Origin of the sequence: Massilia sp. HP4 (genome assembly GCF_005222695.1) — a bacterium.
Classification (GTDB): Bacteria; Pseudomonadota; Gammaproteobacteria; order Burkholderiales; family Burkholderiaceae_D; genus Telluria.
The window spans coordinates 19,829-43,431 of sequence record NZ_STGG01000052.1 but is presented as its reverse complement, the minus strand read 5'-3'; the positions used below and the strand labels follow the sequence as shown (position 1 = coordinate 43,431).

General features: G+C 63.5%; 19 protein-coding genes, 2 tRNA genes and 1 pseudogene. 10 read left to right on the top strand and 12 right to left on the bottom strand.

What is annotated here, in order from left to right; genetic code table 11:
* The first annotated feature begins 23 nt into the window (after positions 1-23).
* Positions 24-368, top strand: a complete 345-nt coding sequence (locus E8M83_RS20120) for an energy transducer TonB (protein ID WP_137175129.1) — start codon at positions 24-26, stop codon at positions 366-368.
* 201 nt (positions 369-569) lie between these two features.
* Positions 570-980, top strand: coding sequence for a YXWGXW repeat-containing protein (locus tag E8M83_RS20115; protein ID WP_137175128.1), 411 nt, complete (start codon positions 570-572; stop codon positions 978-980).
* A gap of 18 nt (positions 981-998) precedes the next feature.
* Here the strand turns inward: E8M83_RS20115 and E8M83_RS20110 are convergent, their stop codons facing one another.
* The 8 genes from E8M83_RS20110 to E8M83_RS20075 form a co-directional block, all read right to left on the bottom strand.
* Positions 999-2,567 carry a sensor domain-containing diguanylate cyclase gene (locus E8M83_RS20110; protein WP_137175127.1) on the bottom strand — a complete coding sequence of 523 codons (1,569 nt, stop codon included), beginning with the start codon at positions 2,565-2,567 and terminating at the stop codon, positions 999-1,001.
* A 165-nt stretch (positions 2,568-2,732) separates the two neighbouring features.
* On the bottom strand, positions 2,733-3,401 hold the full coding sequence (locus tag E8M83_RS20105; RefSeq protein ID WP_137175126.1) for a pentapeptide repeat-containing protein: 669 nt from the start codon (positions 3,399-3,401) through the stop codon (positions 2,733-2,735).
* 1 nt (position 3,402) lies between these two features.
* The gene (locus E8M83_RS20100; protein ID WP_137175125.1) at positions 3,403-4,218 is read right to left on the bottom strand and encodes a phytanoyl-CoA dioxygenase family protein; all 816 of its coding nucleotides are present in this window, start codon (positions 4,216-4,218) and stop codon (positions 3,403-3,405) included.
* A gap of 9 nt (positions 4,219-4,227) precedes the next feature.
* Positions 4,228-4,806: a bifunctional 2-polyprenyl-6-hydroxyphenol methylase/3-demethylubiquinol 3-O-methyltransferase UbiG gene (locus tag E8M83_RS20095; protein ID WP_137175124.1), complete on the bottom strand. Its 579-nt coding sequence runs from the start codon at positions 4,804-4,806 to the stop codon at positions 4,228-4,230.
* A 248-nt stretch (positions 4,807-5,054) separates the two neighbouring features.
* Positions 5,055-5,130 (bottom strand) — tRNA-His (locus tag E8M83_RS20090).
* A gap of 94 nt (positions 5,131-5,224) precedes the next feature.
* The gene (murI, locus tag E8M83_RS20085) at positions 5,225-6,082 is read right to left on the bottom strand and encodes a glutamate racemase (RefSeq protein ID WP_137175123.1); all 858 of its coding nucleotides are present in this window, start codon (positions 6,080-6,082) and stop codon (positions 5,225-5,227) included.
* Between the two features lie 13 nt (positions 6,083-6,095).
* The gene (locus tag E8M83_RS20080) at positions 6,096-7,631 is read right to left on the bottom strand and encodes a fumarate hydratase (RefSeq protein ID WP_137175122.1); all 1,536 of its coding nucleotides are present in this window, start codon (positions 7,629-7,631) and stop codon (positions 6,096-6,098) included.
* A 62-nt stretch (positions 7,632-7,693) separates the two neighbouring features.
* The gene (locus tag E8M83_RS20075; protein ID WP_137175121.1) at positions 7,694-8,296 is read right to left on the bottom strand and encodes a TIGR00645 family protein; all 603 of its coding nucleotides are present in this window, start codon (positions 8,294-8,296) and stop codon (positions 7,694-7,696) included.
* Positions 8,297-8,557: 261 nt separating this feature from the next.
* Between E8M83_RS20075 and acs the strand changes: the two genes are divergently transcribed.
* From acs to E8M83_RS20050, 5 genes are all read left to right on the top strand, one after another.
* Entirely contained in the window at positions 8,558-10,558 is a 2,001-nt protein-coding gene (gene acs, locus E8M83_RS20070) for an acetate--CoA ligase (RefSeq protein ID WP_137175120.1), read from the top strand.
* Between the two features lie 233 nt (positions 10,559-10,791).
* A tRNA-Ser gene (locus E8M83_RS20065) sits at positions 10,792-10,882 on the top strand.
* A gap of 219 nt (positions 10,883-11,101) precedes the next feature.
* On the top strand, positions 11,102-12,523 hold the full coding sequence (locus E8M83_RS20060) for a diguanylate cyclase domain-containing protein (protein WP_137175119.1): 1,422 nt from the start codon (positions 11,102-11,104) through the stop codon (positions 12,521-12,523).
* A 527-nt stretch (positions 12,524-13,050) separates the two neighbouring features.
* The gene (locus E8M83_RS20055) at positions 13,051-13,791 is read left to right on the top strand and encodes a PEP-CTERM sorting domain-containing protein (RefSeq protein ID WP_229491700.1); all 741 of its coding nucleotides are present in this window, start codon (positions 13,051-13,053) and stop codon (positions 13,789-13,791) included.
* Positions 13,792-13,888: 97 nt separating this feature from the next.
* Complete coding sequence (locus E8M83_RS20050; protein ID WP_137175118.1) at positions 13,889-14,710, top strand: sterol desaturase family protein; 822 nt, start codon at positions 13,889-13,891, stop codon at positions 14,708-14,710.
* 192 nt (positions 14,711-14,902) lie between these two features.
* On the opposite strand, the pseudogene E8M83_RS26340 reads toward E8M83_RS20050, so the two are convergent.
* Positions 14,903-15,231: pseudogene (locus tag E8M83_RS26340) on the bottom strand (aromatic acid/H+ symport family MFS transporter); the annotation flags it as partial.
* A gap of 45 nt (positions 15,232-15,276) precedes the next feature.
* Positions 15,277-15,756: a hypothetical protein gene (locus tag E8M83_RS20040; RefSeq protein WP_137175117.1), complete on the bottom strand. Its 480-nt coding sequence runs from the start codon at positions 15,754-15,756 to the stop codon at positions 15,277-15,279.
* 189 nt (positions 15,757-15,945) lie between these two features.
* Between E8M83_RS20040 and E8M83_RS20035 the strand changes: the two genes are divergently transcribed.
* From E8M83_RS20035 to E8M83_RS20025, 3 genes are all read left to right on the top strand, one after another.
* On the top strand, positions 15,946-17,511 hold the full coding sequence (locus E8M83_RS20035) for a TerC family protein (protein ID WP_137175116.1): 1,566 nt from the start codon (positions 15,946-15,948) through the stop codon (positions 17,509-17,511).
* A 29-nt stretch (positions 17,512-17,540) separates the two neighbouring features.
* On the top strand, positions 17,541-18,875 hold the full coding sequence (locus E8M83_RS20030) for a VWA domain-containing protein (protein WP_137175115.1): 1,335 nt from the start codon (positions 17,541-17,543) through the stop codon (positions 18,873-18,875).
* Between the two features lie 140 nt (positions 18,876-19,015).
* On the top strand, positions 19,016-19,822 hold the full coding sequence (locus E8M83_RS20025) for a fatty acid desaturase (protein ID WP_137175114.1): 807 nt from the start codon (positions 19,016-19,018) through the stop codon (positions 19,820-19,822).
* Position 19,823: 1 nt separating this feature from the next.
* Here E8M83_RS20025 and E8M83_RS20020 read toward each other — a convergent pair whose 3' ends face one another.
* Positions 19,824-21,401 (bottom strand): PepSY-associated TM helix domain-containing protein, encoded by a 1,578-nt coding sequence (locus tag E8M83_RS20020; protein ID WP_137175113.1) that lies wholly within the window; start codon positions 21,399-21,401, stop codon positions 19,824-19,826.
* Positions 21,402-21,413: 12 nt separating this feature from the next.
* Complete coding sequence (locus E8M83_RS20015; protein WP_137175112.1) at positions 21,414-23,570, bottom strand: TonB-dependent siderophore receptor; 2,157 nt, start codon at positions 23,568-23,570, stop codon at positions 21,414-21,416.
* Positions 23,571-23,603: the final 33 nt, after the last annotated feature.

Genomic DNA, 23,603 nt, shown 5'->3' with positions numbered 1-23,603 from the left:
TTAAAAACCTTATTGGGGAAATCATGAAAAACCTGTCCGCCAAGCTGTTCGTTGCACTGACCCTGACCGGCGCCGCCAGCGCCAGCTTCGCCGCCGAAACCCCGGCGTCGTTCGATCCGAAGAAGTGCGCCATCGAATATCCGAAAGCATCGCTGATGAACGAAGAGCAGGGCACGACCTCGGCCTCGTTCCTGGTCAACGCGGACGGCACCGTGGCAGAATCGAAGATCGACAAGTCGAGCGGCTTCAAGAACCTGGACCGTGCACTGGTCAAGGGCCTGACCTCGTGCAAGTTCAAGCCGGGCACCAAGGACGGCGCACCAGCCCAGACCTGGACCAAGGTCGACTACGCCTTCAAGCTGGACTGATACCTTCCCCTTTACACAGCCGGCGTCCATCGCCGGCTGTGTTTTTGCAGCTCCCCGCTTTACCTCCCGCCTTCCCGCACTTCCCCTCCGCTGTTACAAGTTTGTAGCGGCATGTATCGGCTGTAAAGACTTCCTTCAGTTCATCGTTTTGGCGCCCCGGCTCGCTATAGTGGTCTCACACCAACCGAAACGGAGAGCACCATGAAAACCATCCTCGCCACCGCCGCCGCCATCCTGATCGGTAGCGCAGCATTCGCACCCGTGCAGGCCCAGGCCGCCCATCCGCGCGCCCAAGTGATCGTTATCAAGAAGGCGCCGCCGGCGCCACGCCGCGAAGCCGTGCCGGCTGCACGCCGCGGTTACGAATGGGTGTCGGGCTACTGGGACTGGAACGGCCGCCGTCACGACTGGGTCGCCGGCCATTGGGAGAAAGTGCGTCCGGGCTATGCCTACCAGCGTGCGCAATGGCGCCAGGACCGGAACGGCTGGCATCTCGAGCGCGGCGGCTGGCACCAGTCACGCCAGGTGGCCGCGCACCGCAACCGCGACCGCGATCGCGACGGCGTGCCGAACCGCTACGACGCCCGGCCGAACAACCCTCACCGCTATTGATGATGGCGAGCCTGCGGCTCAGGGTGCGGCGAGATCGCCGCCGCACACCTGGTTGCGGCCCGACTGCTTGGCTTGATAGAGCAGGGCGTCGGCCCGCTCCACCAGCGCGGTGGCGCTGTCGGCAGCCATCCCGGCGCTCGCACTGCCCGTGTACACGCCGACGCTGATCGTCACGACCCCGGCGCCATTGCCGGCATGCGGGATCGCCAGCGCCATCACCGCCTGGCGGATGCGCTCGGCCACCATCCTGGCGCCGGCCGGATCGGTATCCGGCAACAGGGCCACGAATTCTTCTCCTCCATAGCGCGCGGCCATGTCGGCCGGCCGCACCAGGCTGTCCTGCAGGGTTTGCGCCACCTGGCGCAGGCAGGCGTCGCCGGCCACGTGGCCATAGGTGTCGTTATAGCGCTTGAAGTAATCGACGTCGAACATCAGCAGCGACAGCGGTGCGCCGCTGCGCGCCGCGCGCGCGTATTCCTGGCCGAGGGCTTCTTCGAAGCGGCGCCGGTTGGCGATGCCGGTCAGGCTGTCATTGTCGGCCAGGACCGTCAGCGCGCGGTTATGCTCCTGCAGCATCGCGCGCGCCTGCAGCAGTTCGTGCTCGAGGTGGTCGCGGATCACGATCTGGCGCACCAGGCGCCGGCCGAAATACAGCAACAGCAGGATGGCGACGATGGTGATCGCGGCCTGGCCCAGCATCGACTTGAGCCATTTTTCCAGGATTTCCTGCTTCGATTGTGCGGTGGCGACGATCAGCGGATAGGTTTCCAGGTGGCGGTAACTGTACAGCCGTTCGATGCCGTCGATCTTCGAGCGCAGCATGTCGGTGCCGGTTGGCCCCGTCCGCTGGTACATCTGGTGCACGGGACCATTGCTGACATCGGAGCCGATCAGCTTTTCGTTGTGCGGCAGGCGATAGATCATGGTGCCGTCGTCCAGGGTCAGCATGATCACGCCGGCGCGGCCGACGTCGAAGGTCTTGTACAAGGTCGAGAAGTATGCGATGCGGATCGTGCCGAGCGCGACGCCGCCAAAGGTTCCGTCCGGATTGTTCAGGCGGCGCGAGATCGGCAGCACCCAGTCGCCCGTCGAGCGGCTGCGCACCGGCTTGCCGATATGGACGTAGCGGTCGGGATTGTTGCGGTGGTATTGAAAGTATTCGCGGTCGTCGACGTGGTAGAGCGGAATGCGGTCCTGCGAGGTCATCAGCCAGCGGCCGTCGGCGCCGAAAACGAACAGGCCGTGCAGCTCATCGACTTCAGTCACCATATTCTTCAGGTGCAGTTGCAGGCGCGGGCGGGCGGCGCCATCGGCTCCATCGGTCTCGACCCGCTCGACCACCCCGGCCAGCACCGTATCGACCACCCGCACCGCGCTCTCGGCCTGGGCCGCCAGCGCATGCGACATATTGGTGGTGGCGACGGCGACGTCCGCCAGGCGCTCCTTGCGCGCGCGCCAGCCGTCCGAGACCTGGATGGTCAGGAGCAACAGGCACAGGGCGACCACGAACAGCACGGCATTGCGCACTGCGGGGCGTTTTTCGGCGGTCAGGCGGACGATCTCGGGGGCGGTACTCTTGTCTGGCATAGATCCGAAAGCCGCCACTGCAGTGTCCGCGATGCTGAGACACGAGAGAACGGCCTATATTTCTTTTGGAAAACTCACTAATTGTCTCACATCAAGCGTTATCCGGCCGATAACTTGTTGCCTCTTACATTTGTCTCGTCGTATCGAGGCCAAATGCGTAGCGGTTCAGGCGACCCGCAATCCGAGTTCGCTGACCAGGTCCGCGGCCTGGCGCGGCGTGATCCAGGCGCCCTTGAACAGTTTGATGTCGGCCAGGGTGATGCCGCCCAGGTCGGCTTCGCGCAGGTCGGCATTGTCGAAGCGCGCCTGCTTCAGGTTGGCGCCGCGCAGGCTGCCGCCCTCGAAAACGGCGTCGCGAAAGTCGCAGGCGGCCAGGTCTGCGTCGCCGAAATCGAGCTGGATGAGTCTGGCCTTCCTGAACGACATGCGGCGCAGGTCGGCCCCGACCAGCAGGCATTCCTCGAAGCACAGTCCAAGGTGGGCCGCTTCCTCGAAACTGGCGCCGGTCAGCTTGCAGCCCTTGACCGTGAGCGAGGCCAGGTGGGCGCGGCGCCAGCTGCTGTTGTTCAGGTCGCAACTCTGGAAGCGGGCATCGGTGAGATCCGCCGCCTCGAAGTCGATTTGCCGGCCACGGCAACGCTGCCAGGTGGTTTGCCCCAGCTTGGCGGCGTAGAGCGAGGTTTCGGCGAGGCAGCAGCCGCTGAACGTGCAGTTGCGCAGGTCGAGGCGCGACAGGTCGGCGCCATCGAACCCGCAGTCCAGGAACGCCGGCGAACCTTGCGCCAGCAGCGCTTCGACGCCGGAGCGGGAGAGGGTCTCGCCGACTACCTGCATATCAGTCCGTTTTCGTCGGCGCCGCGCGCAGGCCCAGTTCGGTCTCGTAGCGGATGATCTTCAGTACGCGCGAGTTCGAGAAGTAGCGGGCGCAATTGAGGGGGGAGTAGAAAAAATCGGTCTTCCATTCTCCGGCCAGCAGCTCCTTGCCGGTCGGGTCGTCGGCCGGCTGCATGATCATGTCGGCCAGGATGCGGTGCACGCCATTCTTGTTCGGCCCCGATTCGTGCCACAGTGAGCTGTTCATCACGATGAAATCTCCCGGATGCAGTTCGGGCGTCACCTTGGGCCAGCGGATATCGAATGCCTCGGGATTGATTTCGCCTGCATCGCCGAGATAGCCCATCTTGTGCGAACCGGCGTAGAAGGTCATCCCGCCGTTATCTTCATTGGCGATGCTCAGCGGGACGAACAGGCTGCACTTGTTCAGGTTCCCCAGGTGGTAGCAGCTGTCCTGGTGCAGGAACACCTTGCCCGAGCTGTGCTCATCCTTGATCACGAAGCGGTGGTTGAACAGCGCCACGTTTTCTCCGAAGATCTGCTTGACGGTGTCGATGAAGACCGGCTCGCGGTACATCTTGCCCAATACCTCGGGCAGTTCCTCGGTCAGCGCCACCGGGTTGGCGCGGTTGACATTGCGCCCCTGGCCCAGCTGCCAGGCATGGAAATCCTGCCATGCCTGCTGCCAGCGCCCGACGACGTCCTTGCCGATCGCCTGGCGCAGGATGAAGAATCCGGTTTCGGCATACACCTGAGGGTCGAAGGTGGGCCCCGCTACCCGGGCCAGTGTGTGTTCGACGCGTTCGATCGTGTCCATCACGGGGCCTCAGATATAGCGGAACACCAGTTCGTGGTCGTCGATGCACTTGGTCTTGTTGCACCTGGCGAGTACGTTGTAGCGGATGGGGAACAGTTCGCGCCCGGGTGACTCGAGGCTGTCGATGGTCTCGATATCGAAGTCGCGCAGCAAGGCCTTCCAGCCGTGTTCGGTGATGCGCCAGCAGTCGGGGATCGGTCCATGGATGCGCCAGTTCAGCGGCGCCGAGATCAGGAGATAGCCGCCATCCTTGAGGATGCGGCGGATTTCCTTGACCGCCTCGAACGGGTTCAGCGTGTGCTCGATGACTTCCATGCAGACCACGCAGTCGTAGGTGCTGTCGGCGATGAAGTCGTTGTGTTTGGTGATGTCGCCCACCAGGGTTGGCTGGTAGGTGTCGACGATGTCGAAGGTGTCGACCGCGAAGTTGGTAAAGCTTTCCCGCACCAGCGAACGCTCTTGCGGTCCGACTTCGAGCAGTCTTCCGCCTTGCCCCGCGAGGCGGCGCGCGGTGCCTGTCACGAAGTCGGCCAGGTGCTGGCGCGCCAGCGCGAAGGTATCGTTGTCGAACTGGGAAGGGGTGGCCATGGGATTCGCTTTCCTAAAGAGAAATGCAACAGGGAACGGCCATGTCAACGGTGAGGATGGCGATCGCGGTAGCAAGCCATGATAGCTCCTGCATTGCTTCAATGCAATGTTGGGCGCCGTGACTGTTGGATTGCTGCGGAACGCCTGGCCGAAGCGCCATTCTAGCTGGCGCCACCTGCGCGAGCGCGAGCGGGAACGGGAGCGAAAACGAAAAAGCCACCTTGCGGTGGCTTTTCGTCGAAATTCTGTGGGGTGGCTGATGGGGCTCGAACCCACGACAACAGGAATCACAATCCTGGACTCTACCAGCTGAGCTACAGCCACCACTGAACTACGTTACTGCTCTATTTGCTTCTTTCTGTCTCGTCATTGCCGAGGCAGAGCATGATTATATAAGCTCAATCTGAAACGTGCAACTTTAAATCTGCCGCCCGTTCGACCAGCCGTTGGGCGCGGCAATCGTCACTTCATGCACCGGCGGTTCGATGCCGAGCAGGCTGCGAAACGCCGCGCCGAGGGCGGTGGCGCTGGCGCTGGTATAGCCGGACAACAGGGCAGGGGAGGCGTGCGCCGCGCGCAGCAAGCCGCCGGCAGCGAGCAGGCGCGCCAGCTGGCGCGCCACGGCGTCGCCGGTGTCGACCAGCATCACATCGGACCGGCCGGCGTCGTTCAGCAGGCGCTCGATCGAGGCCCGCACCAGCGGATAGTGGGTGCAACCCAGCACCAGGGTGTCGGCGCCCTGGGCCAGCAAAGGATGGATGAAACGTTGCAGCATGGCGCCCGTGGCGGTCGAGTCGAGCTCGCCGAACTCGATCTGGTCGGCCAGGCCGACGCAGGGTTGCAGCAGGAACTCGGCGCCCGAATCGAGGTGGATCTGGTCGCGCAATTGCAGGAACTTGGCGCCGTTCAGCGTGCGTTCGGTGGCCAGCACGCCGACTTTGCCGGTGCGGGAAAGGCTTGCTGCCGGCTTCAGGCCGGGTTCGACGCCGACGATGGGCAGGCCTGGGTGCGCCGTGCGCAGTTCGCGCACGGCGGCGACGGTCGCGGTATTGCAGGCGACTACCAGGGCCTTGGCGCCTTGCGCGAGCAAGAAATCGCCGATCGCCAGCACGCGTTCGACGACGACCGGTTCGGGTTTGTCGCCGTAGGGGGCGAAGCCGGTGTCGGCCAGGTAGAGCAGGTGTTCGTGCGGCAGCTGCGCCTGGATGTGGCGCAGCACCGAGAGGCCGCCGACGCCCGAGTCGAAGATGCCAACCGGAGCGTCGGGGAGCGTCATGATTCTCGTGGAATCAAGCGACCGTGACCGGCACGCCTTTCAGCGATTCGATCCTGGCCGACCATTCCTTCGGGCCGGTGTTGTGGACCGAGGTACCGGTCGAATCGACGGCGACGGTGACCGGCATGTCGGTCACGTCGAACTCGTAGATCGCTTCCATGCCCAGGTCCTCGAAGCCGACGACTTTCGCCGACTTGATCGCCTTCGAGACCAGGTAGGCCGAACCGCCGACCGCCATCAGGTAGGCCGACTTGTGCTTCTGGATCGATTCGATCGCCGCCGGGCCGCGCTCGGCCTTGCCGATCATCGAGATCAGGCCGGTCTTTTCCAGCATCATGTCGGTGAACTTGTCCATGCGGGTGGCGGTCGTCGGACCGGCTGGGCCGACCACTTCGCTGCCGACCGGATCGACCGGGCCGACGTAGTAGATCACGCGGTTGGTGAAGTCCACCGGCAGCGATTCGCCCTTGGCCAGCATGTCCTGGATGCGCTTGTGCGCGGCGTCGCGGCCGGTCAGCATTTTGCCGTTAAGCAAGAGGGTCTGGCCTGGCTTCCAGGAGGCGACTTCTTCCTTGGTCAGGGTATCCAGGTCGACGCGCTTGGACTTCTCGGTGTCCGGGGTCCAGTTCACGTCCGGCCAGGTCGACAGCGCCGGCGGTTCGATATAGGCCGGGCCCGAGCCGTCCAGCACGAAGTGGGCGTGGCGGGTAGCGGCGCAGTTCGGGATCATCGCCACCGGCTTCGAGGCCGCGTGGGTCGGGTACATATTGATCTTCACGTCCAGCACGGTGGTCAGGCCGCCCAGGCCCTGGGCGCCGATGCCCAGCGCGTTGATCTTGTCGCACAGCTCGATGCGCAGCTCTTCGAGTTTATTGTTCGGGCCGCGCTGGCGCAGCTCGTACATGTCGATGTCTTCCATCAGCGATTCTTTCGCCATCAGCATCGCCTTCTCGGCGGTGCCGCCGATGCCGATGCCGAGCATGCCCGGCGGGCACCAGCCGGCGCCCATCAGCGGCACCGTCTTGAGCACCCAGTCGACCAGCGAGTCGGACGGGTTGAGCATGACGAACTTGGTCTTGTTTTCGGAGCCGCCGCCCTTGGCGGCCACCTTCACGTCGACGGTATCGCCTTCGACCAGTTCCATATGGACCACGGCCGGGGTATTGTCCTTGGTGTTCTTGCGCTCGAAGTGAGGGTCGGCCACGATCGAGGCGCGCAGCTTGTTGTCGGCGAAGTTGTACGCGCGGCGCACGCCTTCGTTGACCGCGTCGGTGACGGTGCCGGTGAAGCCTTCGAAGCGCACGCCCATGCCGACCTTCAGGAACACGTTGACGATGCCGGTGTCCTGGCAGATCGGGCGCTTGCCTTCGGCGCACATGCGCGAGTTGGTCAGGATCTGGGCGATCGCATCCTTCGCGGCCGGGCTTTGCTCGGTCTCGTAGGCACGTGCCAGGTGCTGGATATAGTCGGCCGGGTGGTAGTAGCTGATGTATTGCAGCGCGGCCGCGACGGATTCGATCAGGTCTTCCTGGGTAATGACGGTTGCCATGGTGGGAAATCTCTCGTGATGGAGTGTCGGAGTATCGTTATCGTTGTGGTGTTACGGGTGCTTCAATGCTTCTCTTGGTGCGTCATGGTGGTGATGCGATCGGTCCACGAAATCGCCAGCGCCGAGACCAGGAAAGCCACGTGGATCAGGGTCTGCCACATGAGGGTCTTCTCTTCATAGTTGGCGGCGTTGATGAAGGTCTTGAGCAGGTGGATCGACGAGATGCCGATGATCGCCATCGCCAGCTTGGTCTTGAGCACCGTCGCGTTCACGTGCGACAGCCACTCTGGCTGGTCAGGGTGGCCTTCCAGGTGCATGCGCGAGACAAAGGTTTCGTAGCCGCCGACGATCACCATGATCAACAGGTTGGAGATCATGACGACATCGATCAGGCCCAGCACGACCAGCATGATGACGGTCTCGGTCAGGCGCGTGGGGCGGTTGCCGGACAGGCCGACCGCATCGATGATGTGGTTCAGCGAGTCGACGTTGCCCATGGCGGCGCCGATCAGGTCGACGAGTTCGACCCAGAAGTGGAATACGTACACGCATTGCGCCAGGATCAGGCCGAGGTACAGCGGCAGCTGCAGCCAGCGGCTGGCAAAGATCAGGTTGCTCAATGGGGACAGCTTGCGGATTTGCTTGCTCGGTTCTAGGGCAGACATCGGGATGGAACTCCAGGGGGATGCGAAAAAATTCAGCTCAGCATTTTACACCGGCGAGTGTCGATGAGGTTGGGCACGCGCCGGGATGGGGCGCTGCTTGTACGCTTTGCAACGCCTGGCGTTAGAATAAGGGCGAACATCACGAGAGAGCGGACAAATGCTTGACGATCGATCCGCCGCAGGGGTTTCCATGTAAGGGCTCAGTAAGCGAGCCCCCCTATGGTATCTGGCATAACCTACTACATTAATATGGAGACTAGTATGGCCGAGAACGAGACCACCCAAGAGCAAACCCAGGGCCTGCAGGAGCACCGCGTGTTCCAGCCGCCGAAGGAGTTTGCCGACAAGGCCGCCATCAATGGCATGGCCGCCTACGAAAAACTGTGCGCCGAAGCCGAAGCCGACTACGAAGGTTTCTGGGCCCGCCTGGCGCGCGAGAACCTCGACTGGCACAAGCCGTTCACCTCCACCCTCGACGAATCGAACGCGCCGTTCTACCAATGGTTCGCCGACGGCCAGCTGAACGCATCGTACAACTGCCTCGACCGCAACCTGGAAAACGGCAACGCCGACAAGCACGCCATCATCTTCGAGGCGGACGACGGCGCGGTCACTAAAGTCACCTACCGCGAGCTGCACGAGCGCGTCTGCAAATTTGCCAACGCCCTTAAATCGCGCGGCATCAAGAAGGGCGACCGCGTCGTCATCTATATGTCGATGTCGGTCGAAGGCATCACTGCCATGCAGGCCTGCGCCCGTATCGGCGCCACCCACTCGGTGGTGTTCGGCGGCTTCTCGGCCAAGTCGCTGCAGGAGCGCATCATCGACGCCGGCGCGGTGGCGGTCATCACGGCCGACGAACAGCAGCGCGGCGGCAAGGCGCTTCCGCTCAAGGCGATCGTCGACGAAGCCCTGGGCCTGGGCGGCTGCGATACCGTCAAGGACGTGATCGTCTACAAGCGCACCGGCGGCAATATCAACTTCAAGGAAGGCCGCGACCTGTGGCTGCACGAGCTGGTCAAGGACCAGGGCGCCGAATGCGCGCCTGAATGGGTCGATGCCGAACACCCGCTGTTCATCCTCTACACGTCCGGCTCGACCGGCACCCCGAAAGGCGTGCAGCACTCGACCGGCGGCTACCTGCTGTGGGCCGCGCTGACCATGAAGTGGACCTTCGACCTGAAACCCGAAGACGTCTTCTGGTGCACCGCCGACATCGGCTGGATCACCGGCCACACCTATATCGCCTACGGCCCGCTGGCCGTCGGCGGCACGCAAGTCGTGTTCGAAGGCGTGCCGACCTTCCCGAACGCCGGCCGCTTCTGGCAGACCGTCGAGAAGCACAAGGTCAGCATCTTCTATACCGCGCCGACCGCGATCCGCTCGCTGATCAAGGCCTCCGACCTGGATGAGAAGGTGCATCCGAAGAACTACGACCTGTCCAGCCTGCGCCTGCTCGGTTCGGTCGGCGAGCCGATCAATCCGGAAGCCTGGATGTGGTACTACCGCAATGTTGGTCAAGAACGCTGCCCGATCGTCGACACCTTCTGGCAAACCGAGACCGGCGGCCACATGATCACCCCGCTGCCGGGCGCAACTCCGATGGTGCCGGGTTCCTGCACCCTGCCGCTGCCGGGCATCATGGCCGCGATCGTGGACGAGGCCGGCGCCGACGTGCCGAACGGGCAGGGCGGCATCCTGGTGGTCAAGCGCCCATGGCCGTCGATGATCCGCACGATCTGGAACAACCCGGACCGCTTCCGCACCAGTTACTTCCCGGACGAACTGGGCGGCAAGTACTACCTGGCCGGCGACGGCGCGATCCGCAACAAGGACACCGGCAACTTCACGATTACCGGCCGCATCGACGACGTGCTGAACGTGTCGGGCCACCGCATGGGCACGATGGAAATCGAATCGGCGCTGGTGGCCAATCCGATCGTGGCCGAAGCGGCGGTGGTGGGGCGTCCGGACGAGACCACGGGCGAGTCGATCTGCGCCTTCGTCGTGCTCAAGCAGGCACGTCCGACCGGCGAAGAAGCGAAAAAGCTGGCCAACGAGCTGCGCGCCTGGGTTGGTAAGGAGATCGGTCCGATCGCCAAGCCGAAAGAGATCCGCTTCGGCGACAACCTGCCGAAGACCCGTTCCGGCAAGATCATGCGCCGCCTGCTGCGCGTGCTGGCCAAGGGCGAGAACATCACGCAAGACGTATCGACACTTGAGAACCCGGCCATCCTGGAGCAGTTGAAGGAATCGGCTTGAGCTACACTGCCTGAGCAACCTGCCTGCGCCGGCCCACAAGGCTGACGCAAGGCTTGCCCGCCGACTCGGGAGAGGGGCGGGCATTTTTTTGTGTAGGGTGGATGGCTGAGCCATCCACGCGTTCAACCCCATCTGCGGTGTGGTGCGTCGTCGGTGACGCGTTGTCGGCCTTGTACTGCTGGGAATACTTGCTATAATAGGCGGCTTCGTGGGGTTCCCACGTCGACCCATCAGGAGAGATGGATGAGTGGTTTAAGTCGCACGCCTGGAAAGCGTGTGTAGGTTCATAGCCTACCGGGGGTTCGAATCCCCCTCTCTCCGCCAGGAATATGAAATAGGCCACCTTCGGGTGGCCTATTTTTTTACTGCGCCGTGCTGAGACATCGCACGCTGGCTCGCCCTTCCTTATCGTACTCAAAGAAAATTGTTAACAATTCTTCTTGAGAAGTTTCAATGTGCATTTGAAACTCTGTGACCATGTTAATGTAGTGAGCATAAACTAACCTGCTGCGTTGAACGTGTAAGCTATCCATCCCTACAGATATGAATCTATGTCCGCGAACAAACAAACTCGCATTCGGCGATAATTCATTTCCTGCAGTTCATTTGCCGGCTGCTGCAGCCAATCAGTCCACCAAACTGCTGCTTGTGGACGACGAGCCACGCATGCTGTCATCGCTGCAGGCATTGCTCCACCACCGCCATTTTGACATCGACACGGCAGCCTCGGGCGCCGAAGCACTGGCATGCCTGTCCCGCACCCGCTACGACCTGGTGTTGCTAGATCTGAGCCTGGAAGACATGGATGGCCACCATGTCATGGACTTCATCAACAATCACTGCATCGAAACCGACGTCATCATCGTCAGCGGAAACGTGCGAATCGATGCCGCGATCGGCGCCTTGCGCGGTGGCGCGCGCGATTTCCTGCGCAAGCCATTCAGCCAGCAAGACCTGTTCAAGACCATCGATCACGTCCTGACCCAGCGCCGGCTCCGGCAAACCAACCGCGACATCGCTTACAGACTCGAACTGTCCGAGCGCACCTACCGCTATATGGTCGACGCCTCGCCGGATATCATTTATATGGTCGAACCCGAGGGTCGATTCACTTTCGTGAACGATCGGGCATGCCAATTGCTGGGCTATGATCGCCGCGAATTGATCGGCCAGCATTACTCCGTGCTCGTGCACGAAGAAGACTTCGCGCGGGCGCGTTATGCATTCAACGAAAGGCGTTCCGGCGATCGGGCCTCGCGCGATGTCGAATTGCGCATGACACGCCGGCCGAATGCGCCCCATGCCGAGACCGCCGACGATGCCTCGATGATCGTGTCGCTCAATGCGATCGGCATGCACCTCGACCATGTGGAGCAGGGCGGGCCGCGATATCTCGGCACCTACGGGATCGCACGCGATATCACGGCGCGCAAGCAGGCCGAAGCCGTCATTCTTCATCAAGCCTATCATGACGTCCTGACCGACCTGCCGAACCGCCAGCTGTTCAAGGACCGGCTCGGCCAGGCGATTCTCCAATCGAAACGCAACCGGACCGAGTTGGCGGCGATGTTCATCGACCTCGATCGATTCAAGCAGGTCAATGATACGCTCGGTCATGACAAGGGCGATGAACTACTGCTGCAAGTGACGGCCCGCCTGAAAAGCTGCCTGCGCAAGGGCGACACGCTGGCACGGCAGGGCGGCGACGAATTTACCGTGGTCTTGCCCGACCTGCACGTGCGCGACGACGCACGCCTGGTTGCCGACAAATTCCTGGAATGCCTGAATCTGCCATTCGACCTGGGCGGGCATGAGGTGCTGATCTCCGCATCGATCGGTATTGCGGTCTTTCCCCACGATGGAGAAACGATCGATGAGTTGATGCGCCATGCGGATATTGCGATGTATTACATCAAGGGACAGGGAAGGAACGGCCAGGCGTTTTATAGCGATACGATGGATTAAGAGCATACGTTCCAGGATGCCCGGGCGTCGTCAGTCCTGATCGGGTATCCACGCGACCAGGTCGGTCACGCCGATATCCACGCCGGATCGGCCATGAAGCGACCAACTGTTGTTTTTCGGTGATAAGCAATTGGTCCGCTAAAGCATGCAGATCGTCTTCGATCACCCGTGACGGTATGCACCCAGCACTGCTTAATTAACCTTTCGCGACGACAAGCATCGAAACGGTTTTTCATTGCAGGCCTTATTTCTCAATAGTATTCACCCAGCTGGGCGTCAATACGGGGAGGCATTCCTGCTGGCAATTGTAAAATGTTGCTTTATGGAAAATATTATTGCGCGCAGAGTATTGATTTTCAAGCAGCAAGTGTCTGATAGAATGTGTCCATTGCAAGAAATATTAATCGATATCAAATTTCTAATGCGCTTGGCGGATCGGCCCCATCCCGTTCGAGCCTGCCGTCCGGCCCATCACCTGCCGGCGCTTACTTACCAATTTTTTTTTCTAACATTCCGGAGCTTGCGCCATGCGTCTCAAGTCAGCTTTGCTGTTCATGTCTGCCGTCCTCGCCTTCACCACCAACCTCGCGCACGCGAACCTGATCAAGAATGGCGGTTTCGAAGCCAACGTCATCGCCCACAGCCACATTGTCAATGGCGCTTACCTGGAAGAAAACGGCGTCACGATCAATCACTGGATCAGCAGCAAAGATGGCGGCGATAGCGGCGGCTATAACTTCCTGATGAATGGCAAAAACGCGCATGAACATGGCGGCAAGATGCGCTTGAACGGTTCTGGCGATAATTTCTTCATGTCCCCATCGGGCGGCAATTTCTTCGCTTCCGACCCTGACTATGGCCCAGGCACGCTCAAACAGCTCGTCAACGGCCTGGAAGTCGGCACCACCTACCAGCTGACCTTTGAATACGCGCTGGCCCAGCAGTATGACTGGAAAAAAAGCGATAACACTGACGTCTGGTGGGAAGTCGGCTTCGGCGATGCCTTGCAGGACACCAATAAGCTGAGCATTGCTCCAGGAGCTTTCAGCGGATGGCAAAAAGCCACCATGTACTTCACCGCCACCAGCACCGAGGAATGGCTGTCCTTCCTGTCGCAACGCACCAATTCCGGTGGCCCACCGTTCATGCTGCTCGATAATGTGCAACTGCACGCGGAAGTGCCCGAGCCTGCGACTGGCGCGCTGATGCTGGCCGGCCTCGGCATGATCGGTTTCATTGCACGCCGTCGCCGTAACGGCCAGGCATAAGCACGGCCAGGCCATGACCTGCCGATCCACGGCGCGCTGCACATCGCGCGCCGCGGTTCGCGCCGGCGCCACCGAGATCGCTTGACCGCAGCATCCCATGAACGCATTTCTGTCCGAGTTCGCCGTTGACGTAGCGCGCACCTGCGTCTGGCTCGTGCTGCTGACGGCCCTGTTCGTCCCGCTCGAGCGCTGGTTCGGCATGCGCCATGAGCAGCCGAATCCCCAGCTGCGCCACAACCTGGCCTATTACTTCATCAGCAGCCTGGTGCCGATCCTGCTGCTGACGATCCCGATGGCGCTGCTGGCCACGGCCGCCCACCACCTGGCGCCGGCCGCGCTGACGACGACCGTCGCCGAGCTGCCCATGGCGGCGCGCGTCCTGCTGGCCTTCGTCGTCGCCGAGACCGGCTTTTATTGGGGACATCGCCTGAGCCATGAGATCCCCTGGCTGTGGCGCTTCCATGCGCTGCACCATACCGCCGAGCGCATGCATTTCTTGACCAATACGCGCAATCACCCGGTCGACATGGTCATCACCCGGCTGTTCGGCCTGGTGCCGCTGTATATGCTGGGCCTGGCCACACCCAGCCTGGAAGGCAGCGCCACGCCGGCGCTGCTGCTGGTGCTCGGCAATGTATGGGGCTTCTTCATCCACGCCAACCTGCGCTGGCGCCTCGGCCCACTGGAATGGCTGGTGACGACGCCGGCCTTCCACCACTGGCACCACAGCCGCCACGACCACATCAACCGCAACTACGCGTCGACCCTGCCGTTCCTGGACCGGCTGTTCGGCAGCCATTACCTGCCCAGGCACTGGCCGGCCGAGGTCGGGACCGATACGCCATGCGCCCCGACGCTCGGCGGCCAGCTGCTCGACCCGATGCTGCCGGCGCGCAGGACGGCGCCGGCGGCCGATTGAAGGTTACGCCGGCCGCTTGCCTGCGCATTCCGCGGCCTGCTTGACCAGCAGCGCCAGCCAGGCCACTATCCCCCAGTGATCCGGCGCCCGTCACGCCGGTCGCGCGGCCGGGGGCAGAAGGCCGCCGCCAGCGGCAGCGATGCCTGCGCGGTGTTCATCGCCAGCCCGGCCCCGAGCACCACCAGCAGCGCAAGCCTCATCGGCGCTTGGTGAGACGTGGTGCAGGATGGCGCGGATGCGTTCGTGGCCGGCGCCGCGCGCGACCAGGAGGCGCACCGACTCCGGCAACAGCAAAATGATCGAGAGTCCCTCCAGCAGCGGCGCCAGGCCGCCCAGCAGCAGCACGCTGCGCCTGCTCCCGGAGCGGGATCATCCAGGCCGCGAGAAAGCCACCGACGGCAGCGCCGAGCGGGAAGCCGCAGAACATTGCATTGGTGAGCACGGCGCGCTTGCGGTTGGGGGCAGAATTCGCTCATCAGGATCACCGCGTTCGGCATGGCGGCGCCCAATCCCGGTCCGGTGTCGGACTGGCCGGACCGGAATGCCAGGTATGCGTTGTACGGCTGTCAGGCTTTGTGTATCTGCTTGCGTGGCTTGAAGACAAACCAAAGGACGAGCAGGACGATAAAACCATAGACTCCCCAGGCGCGCATGAAGAACCAGCCTATGCCCTCTTCACCGTAACCCCAATCGATCAGCTTTCCGCAGATGTAAGCGTAGGCCGCATAGATCGAGCCCCACTTCGCCAGGAAAATCAAGAAGACCTTTCTTTTCTCCCGATAATGGCGATCACTGCCACTATCGCTTTTAAGTACGCCTAACACCGTGGCAACGATGAAGCCACCAATATTGGCGCTTAACAGCGTCATTGCCATTTTAAGTTCATCCAGGCTAGGGCCATTTCCGCCGTGCAGAACGGCGGAAATGGACTGCCAATAGTAGATACTCGCGCCAAACAGGATGGTCATGAAGACGCGGCTGGTGGTGGACATGGCAATGAGGCCGCCCACCACCACGAAAAATCCAAGAATTCCCATGAGTCCCATTGCCGCCCCCTCGTTACACGTATCTTTTCCCGGTCTTCCGGATGAATGAGTATACCTTACGCCTGCAACGATTATATCCTTACGGAAACATCGAGGTCCATGGACGGACGGTGGACGAGCGATCGCGGTTCTGGCCCGTTGCCGGCACGATCGCGTACAATGCCCCTTCCTTCACTACAAAACTCTCCAATGGAATGGCTACTTGACCCGAATATATGGGTCGGCTTGCTCACTCTTGTCGTGCTCGAAATCGTCCTGGGCATCGACAACCTGATCTTCATCGCCATCCTGGCGGACAAACTTCCCCCGCACCAGCGCGACAAGGCACGGCTCCTCGGCCTGTCCCTCGCCATGATCATGCGCCTCGGCCTTCTCACGATGATCTCGTGGCTGGTCACGCTGACCGCACCCTTGTTTAGTATCGGCACGCTGGCGTTCTCCGGCCGCGACCTGATCCTGCTCATCGGCGGCATCTTCCTGCTCGCCAAGGCGACCATCGAACTGCATGAGCGCGTCGAAGGCAAATCGCAGGTCCAGACCGGCAAGCGCGAATACGCCAGCTTCGCCGCCGTGGTGGCGCAGATCATCGTGCTCGACGCCGTGTTCTCGCTCGACGCCGTGATCACCGCGGTCGGCATGGTCGAACACCTGGGCGTCATGATGGCCGCCGTCGTCATCTCGATGGGCGTCATGCTGTTCGCATCCAAGCCGCTGACGCGCTTCGTCAACGCCCATCCGACCGTGGTCGTGCTGTGCCTGTCCTTCCTGCTGATGATCGGCCTGTCGCTGATCGCCGAAGGCCTGGGCTTCCACATTCCGAAGGGTTACCTGTACGCCGCGATCGGCTTCTCGGTCGTGATCGAGTTCTTCAACCAGCTGGCGCGCCGCAACTTCATCAAGCAGGAAGCGCACATCCCGCTGCGCGACCGCACCGCCGACGCCGTGTTGCGCCTGCTGGGCAGCAAGCGCGGCGCCGACCAGCATGACGAGCCGGAAGCCGAAACCAAGGCCGCCGAGGAACCGGCCTTCGAGGCCGAAGAGCGCAATATGGTCAGCGGCGTATTGAGCCTGTCGCAGCGCTCGGTGCGCACGATCATGACCAACCGCTCGGATATCTCGTGGATCAATATCGAGGATGATGCCGACACCATCCGCGCCCAGCTGCTGGCCACTCCGCACGGCTTCTTCCCGGTGTGCCGCGGCCAACTGGACGAAGTGATCGGCGTCGCGCGCGCCAAGGACCTGATCGCCGACCTGACCCAGTCCGGCGCGATCGATGCGGCCCATATCCGCACGCCGATCATCATGCCCGACGCCAGCGGCGTGCTCAAGGTCATGGACCGCCTCAAGCGCTCGCATGGCCAGCTGGTGATCATCGCCGACGAATACGGCACGCTGCAGGGCCTGGTGACGCCGATCGACATCCTGGAAGCGATCGCCGGCGAATTCCCCGACGAGGACGAGCAGCCGGTGGTGCAGGCGCTGGGTCCGGGCCGCTGGCGGGTCGACGGCAGCGCCGACCTGCACTACCTGGAGCAGGTGCTCGAGGCGGACGCCCTGGTCGGCGACACCGACGACTACACCTCGCTGGCCGGCCTGATGCTGGAACGCTTCGGCACCTTGCCGAAGGTGGGCGATGCGGTCGAGATCGAAGGCTTCAGATTCGAGGTGGCGCAGGTGCTGGAGCGCCGCATCGCGACCGTGATCGTGACCCGCATCGACGACGAATTCGCCCCGCCGCCCGAGAAGGGCTGAGCGGATCGCCCTCTTGACTGGAGCGTGACATGAAGCAGCTGGAACGTGGCGAGCGCCTGCCCCTGGCGCAGGTGGTTCCCGATGGCGTGCTGCAGGCCGGCCTGTCGGCCCAGGGCCTGGCGCTGGACTTCGCCTGCTTCGGGCTCGACGCCGGCGGCAAGCTGCTTGATGAGCGCTACATGACGTTCTTCAACCAGCCGTCCACGCCCTGTGGCGGCGTGGCGCAGGGCAGCGTGGGGCTTGACGCCGCGGGCTTTCACTTGCGGCTCGCGAACCTGCCGGCCTGGGTCGAGCGGCTCAGCATCGTGGCCAGCACCGACGGCAATGCGCCGATGTCGCAATTGCAGGCGGGCTGCCTGCGCCTGGTCGGGGCGCAGGGCGAGTTTGCCCGCTTCGACTTCAGTGGCCGCGATTTCGCGGGCGAGAAGGCGGTCATGCTGGGCGAGCTGTATCGCAAGGATGGCGGCTGGCGCTTCATGGCCGTCGGCCAGGGTTTCAACGGCGGCCTCGATGCGCTGGTGCGGCATTTCGGCGGCGCGGTCGCCGACGAAGCGCGGCCGGCTCCAGCGCCGGCGCCGGCCGCGCCGCGTGCGTCCGTGGTCGACCTGGAAAAGCGCGTCGCGCAATCCGCCCCGCAACTGGTCAACCTGGTCAAGTCGGCCGCGGTGTCGCTGGAAAAGGCCGGCCTGGCCCAGCACCGGGCCAAGGTCTGCCTGGTGCTGGACATCTCGGGCTCGATGAGCACCCTGTACCGCAAGGGCCTGGTGCAGCAGTTCGCCGAGCGCATCCTGGCGCTGGGTTGCCGCTTCGACGACGACGGCGAGATCGACGTCTTCCTGTTCGGCCGCAACGTGCACCAGGGCGCTCCGATGGGCCTGTCGAACTGGTCGAACTACATCAGGCACGTCATCGACAAGCATCCGCTCGAAGGCGATACCCGCTACGGCGCGGCGATCGAGGCGGTGCGCCGCCATTACTTCCCGGATGGCTTCGGCGGCGAGCGCAAGGCCGCGGTCAAGGCCGAGGTGCCGGTGTACGTGATGTTCGTGACCGACGGCTCGACCTCCGATAAATCGCTGACCGAGCGCCAGCTGCGCTGGGCCAGCCGCGAACCGATCTTCTGGCAGTTCATGGGCATCGGCAAGGGCCGCAAATCCAGGTCCAAGGCCCTGGCCAACTTCGCCGACTCCGATTTCCCGTTCCTGGAAAAGCTGGACGATCTCGATGGCCGCCTGCTCGACAATGCCGACTTCTTCGCGGTCGCCTCTCCCGACGAGCATTCCGACGGCGCGCTGTACGACCTGTTGATGAACGAGTACCCAGCGTGGGTAAGGCAAGCTCGCCAGCGCGGCATGATCGGCTGACGTCGATGGCCATCATGGCGTTAATAGAAGGGTAAAAGCCTTTCTATTCCTGCATTGGCCTTGGGCCGCCCCACGTTATTCTTTCGGTATCGCCAGGACGTAAAGACGTCCGCATCGTCGCATATACCAGGGAGAACAACGTGTTCGAAGGATTCATCCAGCTCAGCCCAACCGGCGTCGCGCTGACCATGGCAGGGTCGTACATCATGACCGTGTTCGCCAGCGAACTGTATCTGCACCGCTCGCGCAGCCACCGGGCCGTGACCTTCCATCCGATCCTGTGCCAGCTGTTCCGCATGTGGATCTGGCTCACCACCTATGGCGTGACCGCCAGGACCTGGGTGGCGGTGCACCGCAAGCACCACGCCAAGTGCGATACCGAGGAAGATCCGCACAGCCCGCGCATCCATGGCCTGTGGACCATCCTGGGCAAGGGCACGCTCCTGTACCGCAAGGCGGCGCGCGACGCCGACCTGGTAAAGGCCTATGGCGTGGGCATCAAGGAAGACTGGATGGACGAACACCTGTATACGAAGCACCGCTTCCGCGGCGCCTTGTTCTTCCTCGCGGTCGAACTGCTGGTGTTCGGCCCGGCCAATGGCTTCATGATCTGGCTGTTCCAGCTGTCGATCCTGCCGTTCTGGGCCTCGGGCTTCATCAACGGCATCTTCCACGTGGTCGGCTACCGCAATTTCCAGACCAAGGAAGACTCGCGCAACTTCTTCCCGATCGGGATCATCTTCGGCGGCGCCGAGCTGCACAACAACCACCACGCCAACCCGGCCTCGGCCAAGCTATCGATGAAGTGGTGGGAATTCGACTCGGGCTACCTGGTGCTGCGCGTGCTGGCCTTTTTGCGCCTGGCCACCATCAACCGCGTCGACCGCCTGCCGACCGGCGAGCAGCCGCAGGCCAGCCGCCACGTGGCGGGCGCCGCCGGCCAGTAAGCTACACGCCTGCCACTCCTGCGCGAGGCGCGCCCACGGTCGATGCGTGGCGCGCCTCGCGCAGTTTACGTCCCAGCCGGCGCCAGCCGATCACCACACCGGTCACGCTGAGCAGGGTTCCGCCCAGGCTCAGCGCGATCAACACCAGGTCCCACAGCGGACGCCGTTCGAGCAGCGGCAGCCAGTCCCAGGAATGCAGCATCGCGAACAGCCAGCGGCTGGTGCGCTTGCCGCTGTCCAGGCGCCCCAGCACCGCGCCGGTATGCGGATCGAGGTGGATCCAGGTCGCATGCGGATCGTCGAACACGATGCGCAGGATCGGCAGCGGCTTGGCGCCGCCGCCCGTCATCGTGTGGGCATCGCGCGCGTAGTAATAGAGGTCGTAGTCGTCCAGCCGCTCGACCCGCTTGACCGGCGCCTGTAGCAGCCGCGTGGCCGCAAGGCGCAGCGCCGCCGCATCGAGCTCGACCGGGCTGCCATCGCGGCTGGCCAGCACCTGGGGCGAGCCTGCGGCGGCCTGGGCCAGCACCCGGTTTTCTCCCAGCACGCGGGTCCAGCGCAGTTCGCGCATGCCGCCGCCGGTTGCCGCCAGCAGGGCTTGCGGCGCCGCGTCGCCGGCGCCGGGCACCAGCGGCCCGCCCTGCAGCGCCTCCATGTTCAGCCTCGGCGCGCCGGTATCGAAGATGCGCCAGGGATTCATCGACATCAGGCCGCTGAAGATCCAGGTGATCGTCACCAGCGCGAACAGCAGGCCGGTGATGTGATGCCAGCGCATCATGGCGCCCGGATAGGGCGTGCGCGCGCCGCTGCGGTAGGGTTTCTTGAAGCGCCAGCGCATGATGCCGACCACGGTCCCGGTGAGCGCCATCGCGATGCCGAGGATGGACAGCCAGTTGACGATGTCGGTCCAGTAAGGCTCGAAGGCATTGCCGCGGAAGGGATACAGCCAGTGGATCCAGGCGCCCGCGTAATTCCACAGCTGCTCGCTGCGCGTCGCGTCGCGCACCACTTCGCCGCTGCGGCTCGAGATGTAGAGCAGGGTGCGTTCGGCATCGCCCAGCTCGACCTTGTGCAGCGGACGATGCGGGTCGAGCGCGCGCGAGTGGGTGAACGCATCCTCGTCGATCGTGCCCTGGTACGTGAGTTTCATATCCGGCGCGGCGAAGGCGGCGGCGGTTGCCAGCGCATGCGCCTCATCGACCGCCTGCAGGCGCTGTCCGCTCATGGCATCGATCGTCACCGCGCCGCTGTCTTTCGGCGGCGGCTTGTGGCCGGCAGGCGTATCGGCGCGTGCCGGCGTTGCCACGTACACCGGACGGCCACCGCTGGACGCGGCCAGGCGCAGCTCGTCGAGCGGACCGGCGATGCCGGCTGCCGCCAGCGCCCGGGCGGGCGCCAGCAGGCGCGCATCCGCTTCCAGGCGCGGCAAGTGCTGCAGGCGCTCTGCCTCGGTCAGCTTGGGATAGCCGACATACATCATGACGATGCCCGAGACGAACCACATCGCGAACAGCAGGCAGATGCCGATGCCGAGCCAGCGGTGGACCAGGAACAGCCAGCGTTTCAGTTGCGCTCCCATCGTATGCTCCCGTCAGAACGCCATGCGCAGCGCCACGTCCGCCGTGCGCGGCGCGCCGAGATAGGCCATCGTGTTGCTGACATTGGCTGCGTACAGCCGGTCGGTGAGGTTGCGCACGCGCGCCTCCACCGACATCGTGCGGTTCAGCCGCCAGCTCAGGCCCAGGTCGACGAAGGTATAGGCCGGCCAGTACAGGGTGTTGGCGGCGTCGGCATACACCTTGCCGACCCGGCGCGCGCCGACGTGGGCCTGCACCGAGGGGGTAACGGCATACGAGACCCAGAGATTGGCCACCGTCGACGGCGTATTGGTGGGCGTCTTCCCGGCCAGCGAAACGCTGCCTTGCTGGTAGCGCTCGTACTCGGCATCGACATAGGTGAAGTTGCCCTGCACGGCCAGGCGTGTCGTCGGTTGCAGCCCCAGCGCCAGCTCGACGCCTTGCGACGATTGTTCCCCGACCAGGATGTTCACGCCGCTGTTGAACGGATCCGGGGTCGAGATGTTCTTGCGCGTGATGTGGTAGGCGGCCACGGTGGCCGAGCCCTTGCCCTGCCAGAAGTCGAGCTTGGCGCCGACTTCCGCCTGGCGGCCGGTGGTCAGTTCGTTATTGTTGATCACGTCGCTGAACGAGGCGGTGGACAGCACGCCCGACGGCGGGTCGGCGGCGGTCGCATACTGGGCATAGAGGTTCATGCCGGGCGTGACGTCCCACACCAGGCCGAGGCGGCCGGTGGTCGGATTGTAGCTGCGCGAGAAGCTGCCCGGCGCGGCAGGGGTGACCTCGCGCCGGTTGACCAGGTCGAGTGCGATGCGTTCGTGGCGCAGGGCAGTGACCAGGTTCAGCGTGGGCAGCAGCGCGGTGCGGTTCTCGACGTACAGCGCCGTGGTCTTGACCTCGTTGTCGCGGTCCGGGCGGTAGAACGGCGTAATGCCGGGTACGTCGAAGAAGCGCTCGGTGGCGAAGCGGTAGGGATCGACGCTGCCCACCGTGGCCGTCTGGCTGTTCGGATAGCGGGTCTGCCGGTTGATGCTGAAATCGACCCCGAACGACCAGTCGCTGCGGCGTTCGCCGATGCGGCCGCGATAGGTGCCGTCGACGCGGTTGCCCACCATGGTCTGGTCGTGGCGCTGGAGCAGGGCGTTCGAGCGGATGACTTGCGTATTGGCGGGATTGAAGCGGTAGCCCTCGACGTTGCGGTAGTCGCGCAGCGCGTCGTAGACGTAGAAGGTATTGGTGAACTGCAGGGCGTCGTCCACCTTCCAGGCGGCGATCGAGCGCAGCCACTGTATGCGCTGGTCGTAGACGGCATCGACGCTATTGTAGTTCTTGAAACGGGTGGCTTCGTTCACGCGCAGCCTGCCCGCGGCCGGGTTCAGGACCGGCGTGCCCCAGTAAGGGCGGTCGACGTCTTCCTGCTGGAATTCATAGGCCAGCGTATGCGTGAAGCCGCGCCCGAAATCGGAACGCAGCGAGGCCGCCAGCTGGGTCGAGCGGCTGTCGACGCCGTCGACCCAGCTACCCGTGTCGCGGTGGTTGACGTCGATGCGGGCGTAATGGCCTTCGCCCACGCGGCGATTCAGGCCGACCGAGGCTTCCTTCAGTTCGTCGGCGCCCAGGCGCAGCCTGCCTTCGGCGACGTCGCGCGTCTCGGCCAGCTTGGTGATGTAATTGATCGAGCCGCCCACGGCGCCCGAGCCGAACAGGAAGCTCGACGGCCCGCCGATCGCTTCCACCCGGTCGAAGATCCAGCTGTCGACCGGGCGCGCGGCGATCGAATACTGCACATTGATGCCGTTGAACAGCTGGCTGATCGAGCCGCTGCCGAAGCCGCGGTAGCTGACGCCGATATTGCCCGGGGCATTGTGGGCGGTGACGCCGGGGATGGCGCGCAGGATCTCCTGCGTGTCCTGGGCCCCGCGCACCTCGATCAGGCCGCGGTCGACCACGGTGACGCTGGCCGGCGTCTCGCGCGGGGTAAGACCCAGGCGGCTAGCGGTGTCGCTCGGGGTGTCAAGCTTGAGCAGGCCGTTGGCGCGCGGCGCCGCGGCCGTGATTTCGACGGTGGGAATGGGTTGGAACTGTTCTTCGGCCTGGGCCTGCCAGGCGGCGAGGGCGCAGCCGATGGCGAGTGCCAGCCTGCGCGGCTGGGCGTGTAAGTGTGTCTTCATTGCGAATCCTGTACGCGTGACGCGGCGTTCTTG

Coding starts and splice junctions, on each gene's coding strand:
- E8M83_RS20105 (WP_137175126.1), bottom strand. CDS start 3,401: ATGCAGGTAGTCGGCGAGACCCTCTCCCGCTCCGGCGTCGAAGCGCTG.
- E8M83_RS20080 (WP_137175122.1), bottom strand. CDS start 7,631: ATGGCAACCGTCATTACCCAGGAAGACCTGATCGAATCCGTCGCGGCC.
- E8M83_RS20115 (WP_137175128.1), top strand. CDS start 570: ATGAAAACCATCCTCGCCACCGCCGCCGCCATCCTGATCGGTAGCGCA.
- E8M83_RS20110 (WP_137175127.1), bottom strand. CDS start 2,567: ATGCCAGACAAGAGTACCGCCCCCGAGATCGTCCGCCTGACCGCCGAA.
- E8M83_RS20055 (WP_229491700.1), top strand. CDS start 13,051: ATGCGTCTCAAGTCAGCTTTGCTGTTCATGTCTGCCGTCCTCGCCTTC.
- E8M83_RS20040 (WP_137175117.1), bottom strand. CDS start 15,756: ATGGGACTCATGGGAATTCTTGGATTTTTCGTGGTGGTGGGCGGCCTC.
- E8M83_RS20100 (WP_137175125.1), bottom strand. CDS start 4,218: ATGGACACGATCGAACGCGTCGAACACACACTGGCCCGGGTAGCGGGG.
- E8M83_RS20075 (WP_137175121.1), bottom strand. CDS start 8,296: ATGTCTGCCCTAGAACCGAGCAAGCAAATCCGCAAGCTGTCCCCATTG.
- murI (WP_137175123.1), bottom strand. CDS start 6,082: ATGACGCTCCCCGACGCTCCGGTTGGCATCTTCGACTCGGGCGTCGGC.
- E8M83_RS20060 (WP_137175119.1), top strand. CDS start 11,102: ATGAATCTATGTCCGCGAACAAACAAACTCGCATTCGGCGATAATTCA.
- E8M83_RS20120 (WP_137175129.1), top strand. CDS start 24: ATGAAAAACCTGTCCGCCAAGCTGTTCGTTGCACTGACCCTGACCGGC.
- E8M83_RS20015 (WP_137175112.1), bottom strand. CDS start 23,570: ATGAAGACACACTTACACGCCCAGCCGCGCAGGCTGGCACTCGCCATC.
- E8M83_RS20035 (WP_137175116.1), top strand. CDS start 15,946: ATGGAATGGCTACTTGACCCGAATATATGGGTCGGCTTGCTCACTCTT.
- acs (WP_137175120.1), top strand. CDS start 8,558: ATGGCCGAGAACGAGACCACCCAAGAGCAAACCCAGGGCCTGCAGGAG.
- E8M83_RS20050 (WP_137175118.1), top strand. CDS start 13,889: ATGAACGCATTTCTGTCCGAGTTCGCCGTTGACGTAGCGCGCACCTGC.
- E8M83_RS20020 (WP_137175113.1), bottom strand. CDS start 21,401: ATGGGAGCGCAACTGAAACGCTGGCTGTTCCTGGTCCACCGCTGGCTC.
- E8M83_RS20095 (WP_137175124.1), bottom strand. CDS start 4,806: ATGGCCACCCCTTCCCAGTTCGACAACGATACCTTCGCGCTGGCGCGC.
- E8M83_RS20030 (WP_137175115.1), top strand. CDS start 17,541: ATGAAGCAGCTGGAACGTGGCGAGCGCCTGCCCCTGGCGCAGGTGGTT.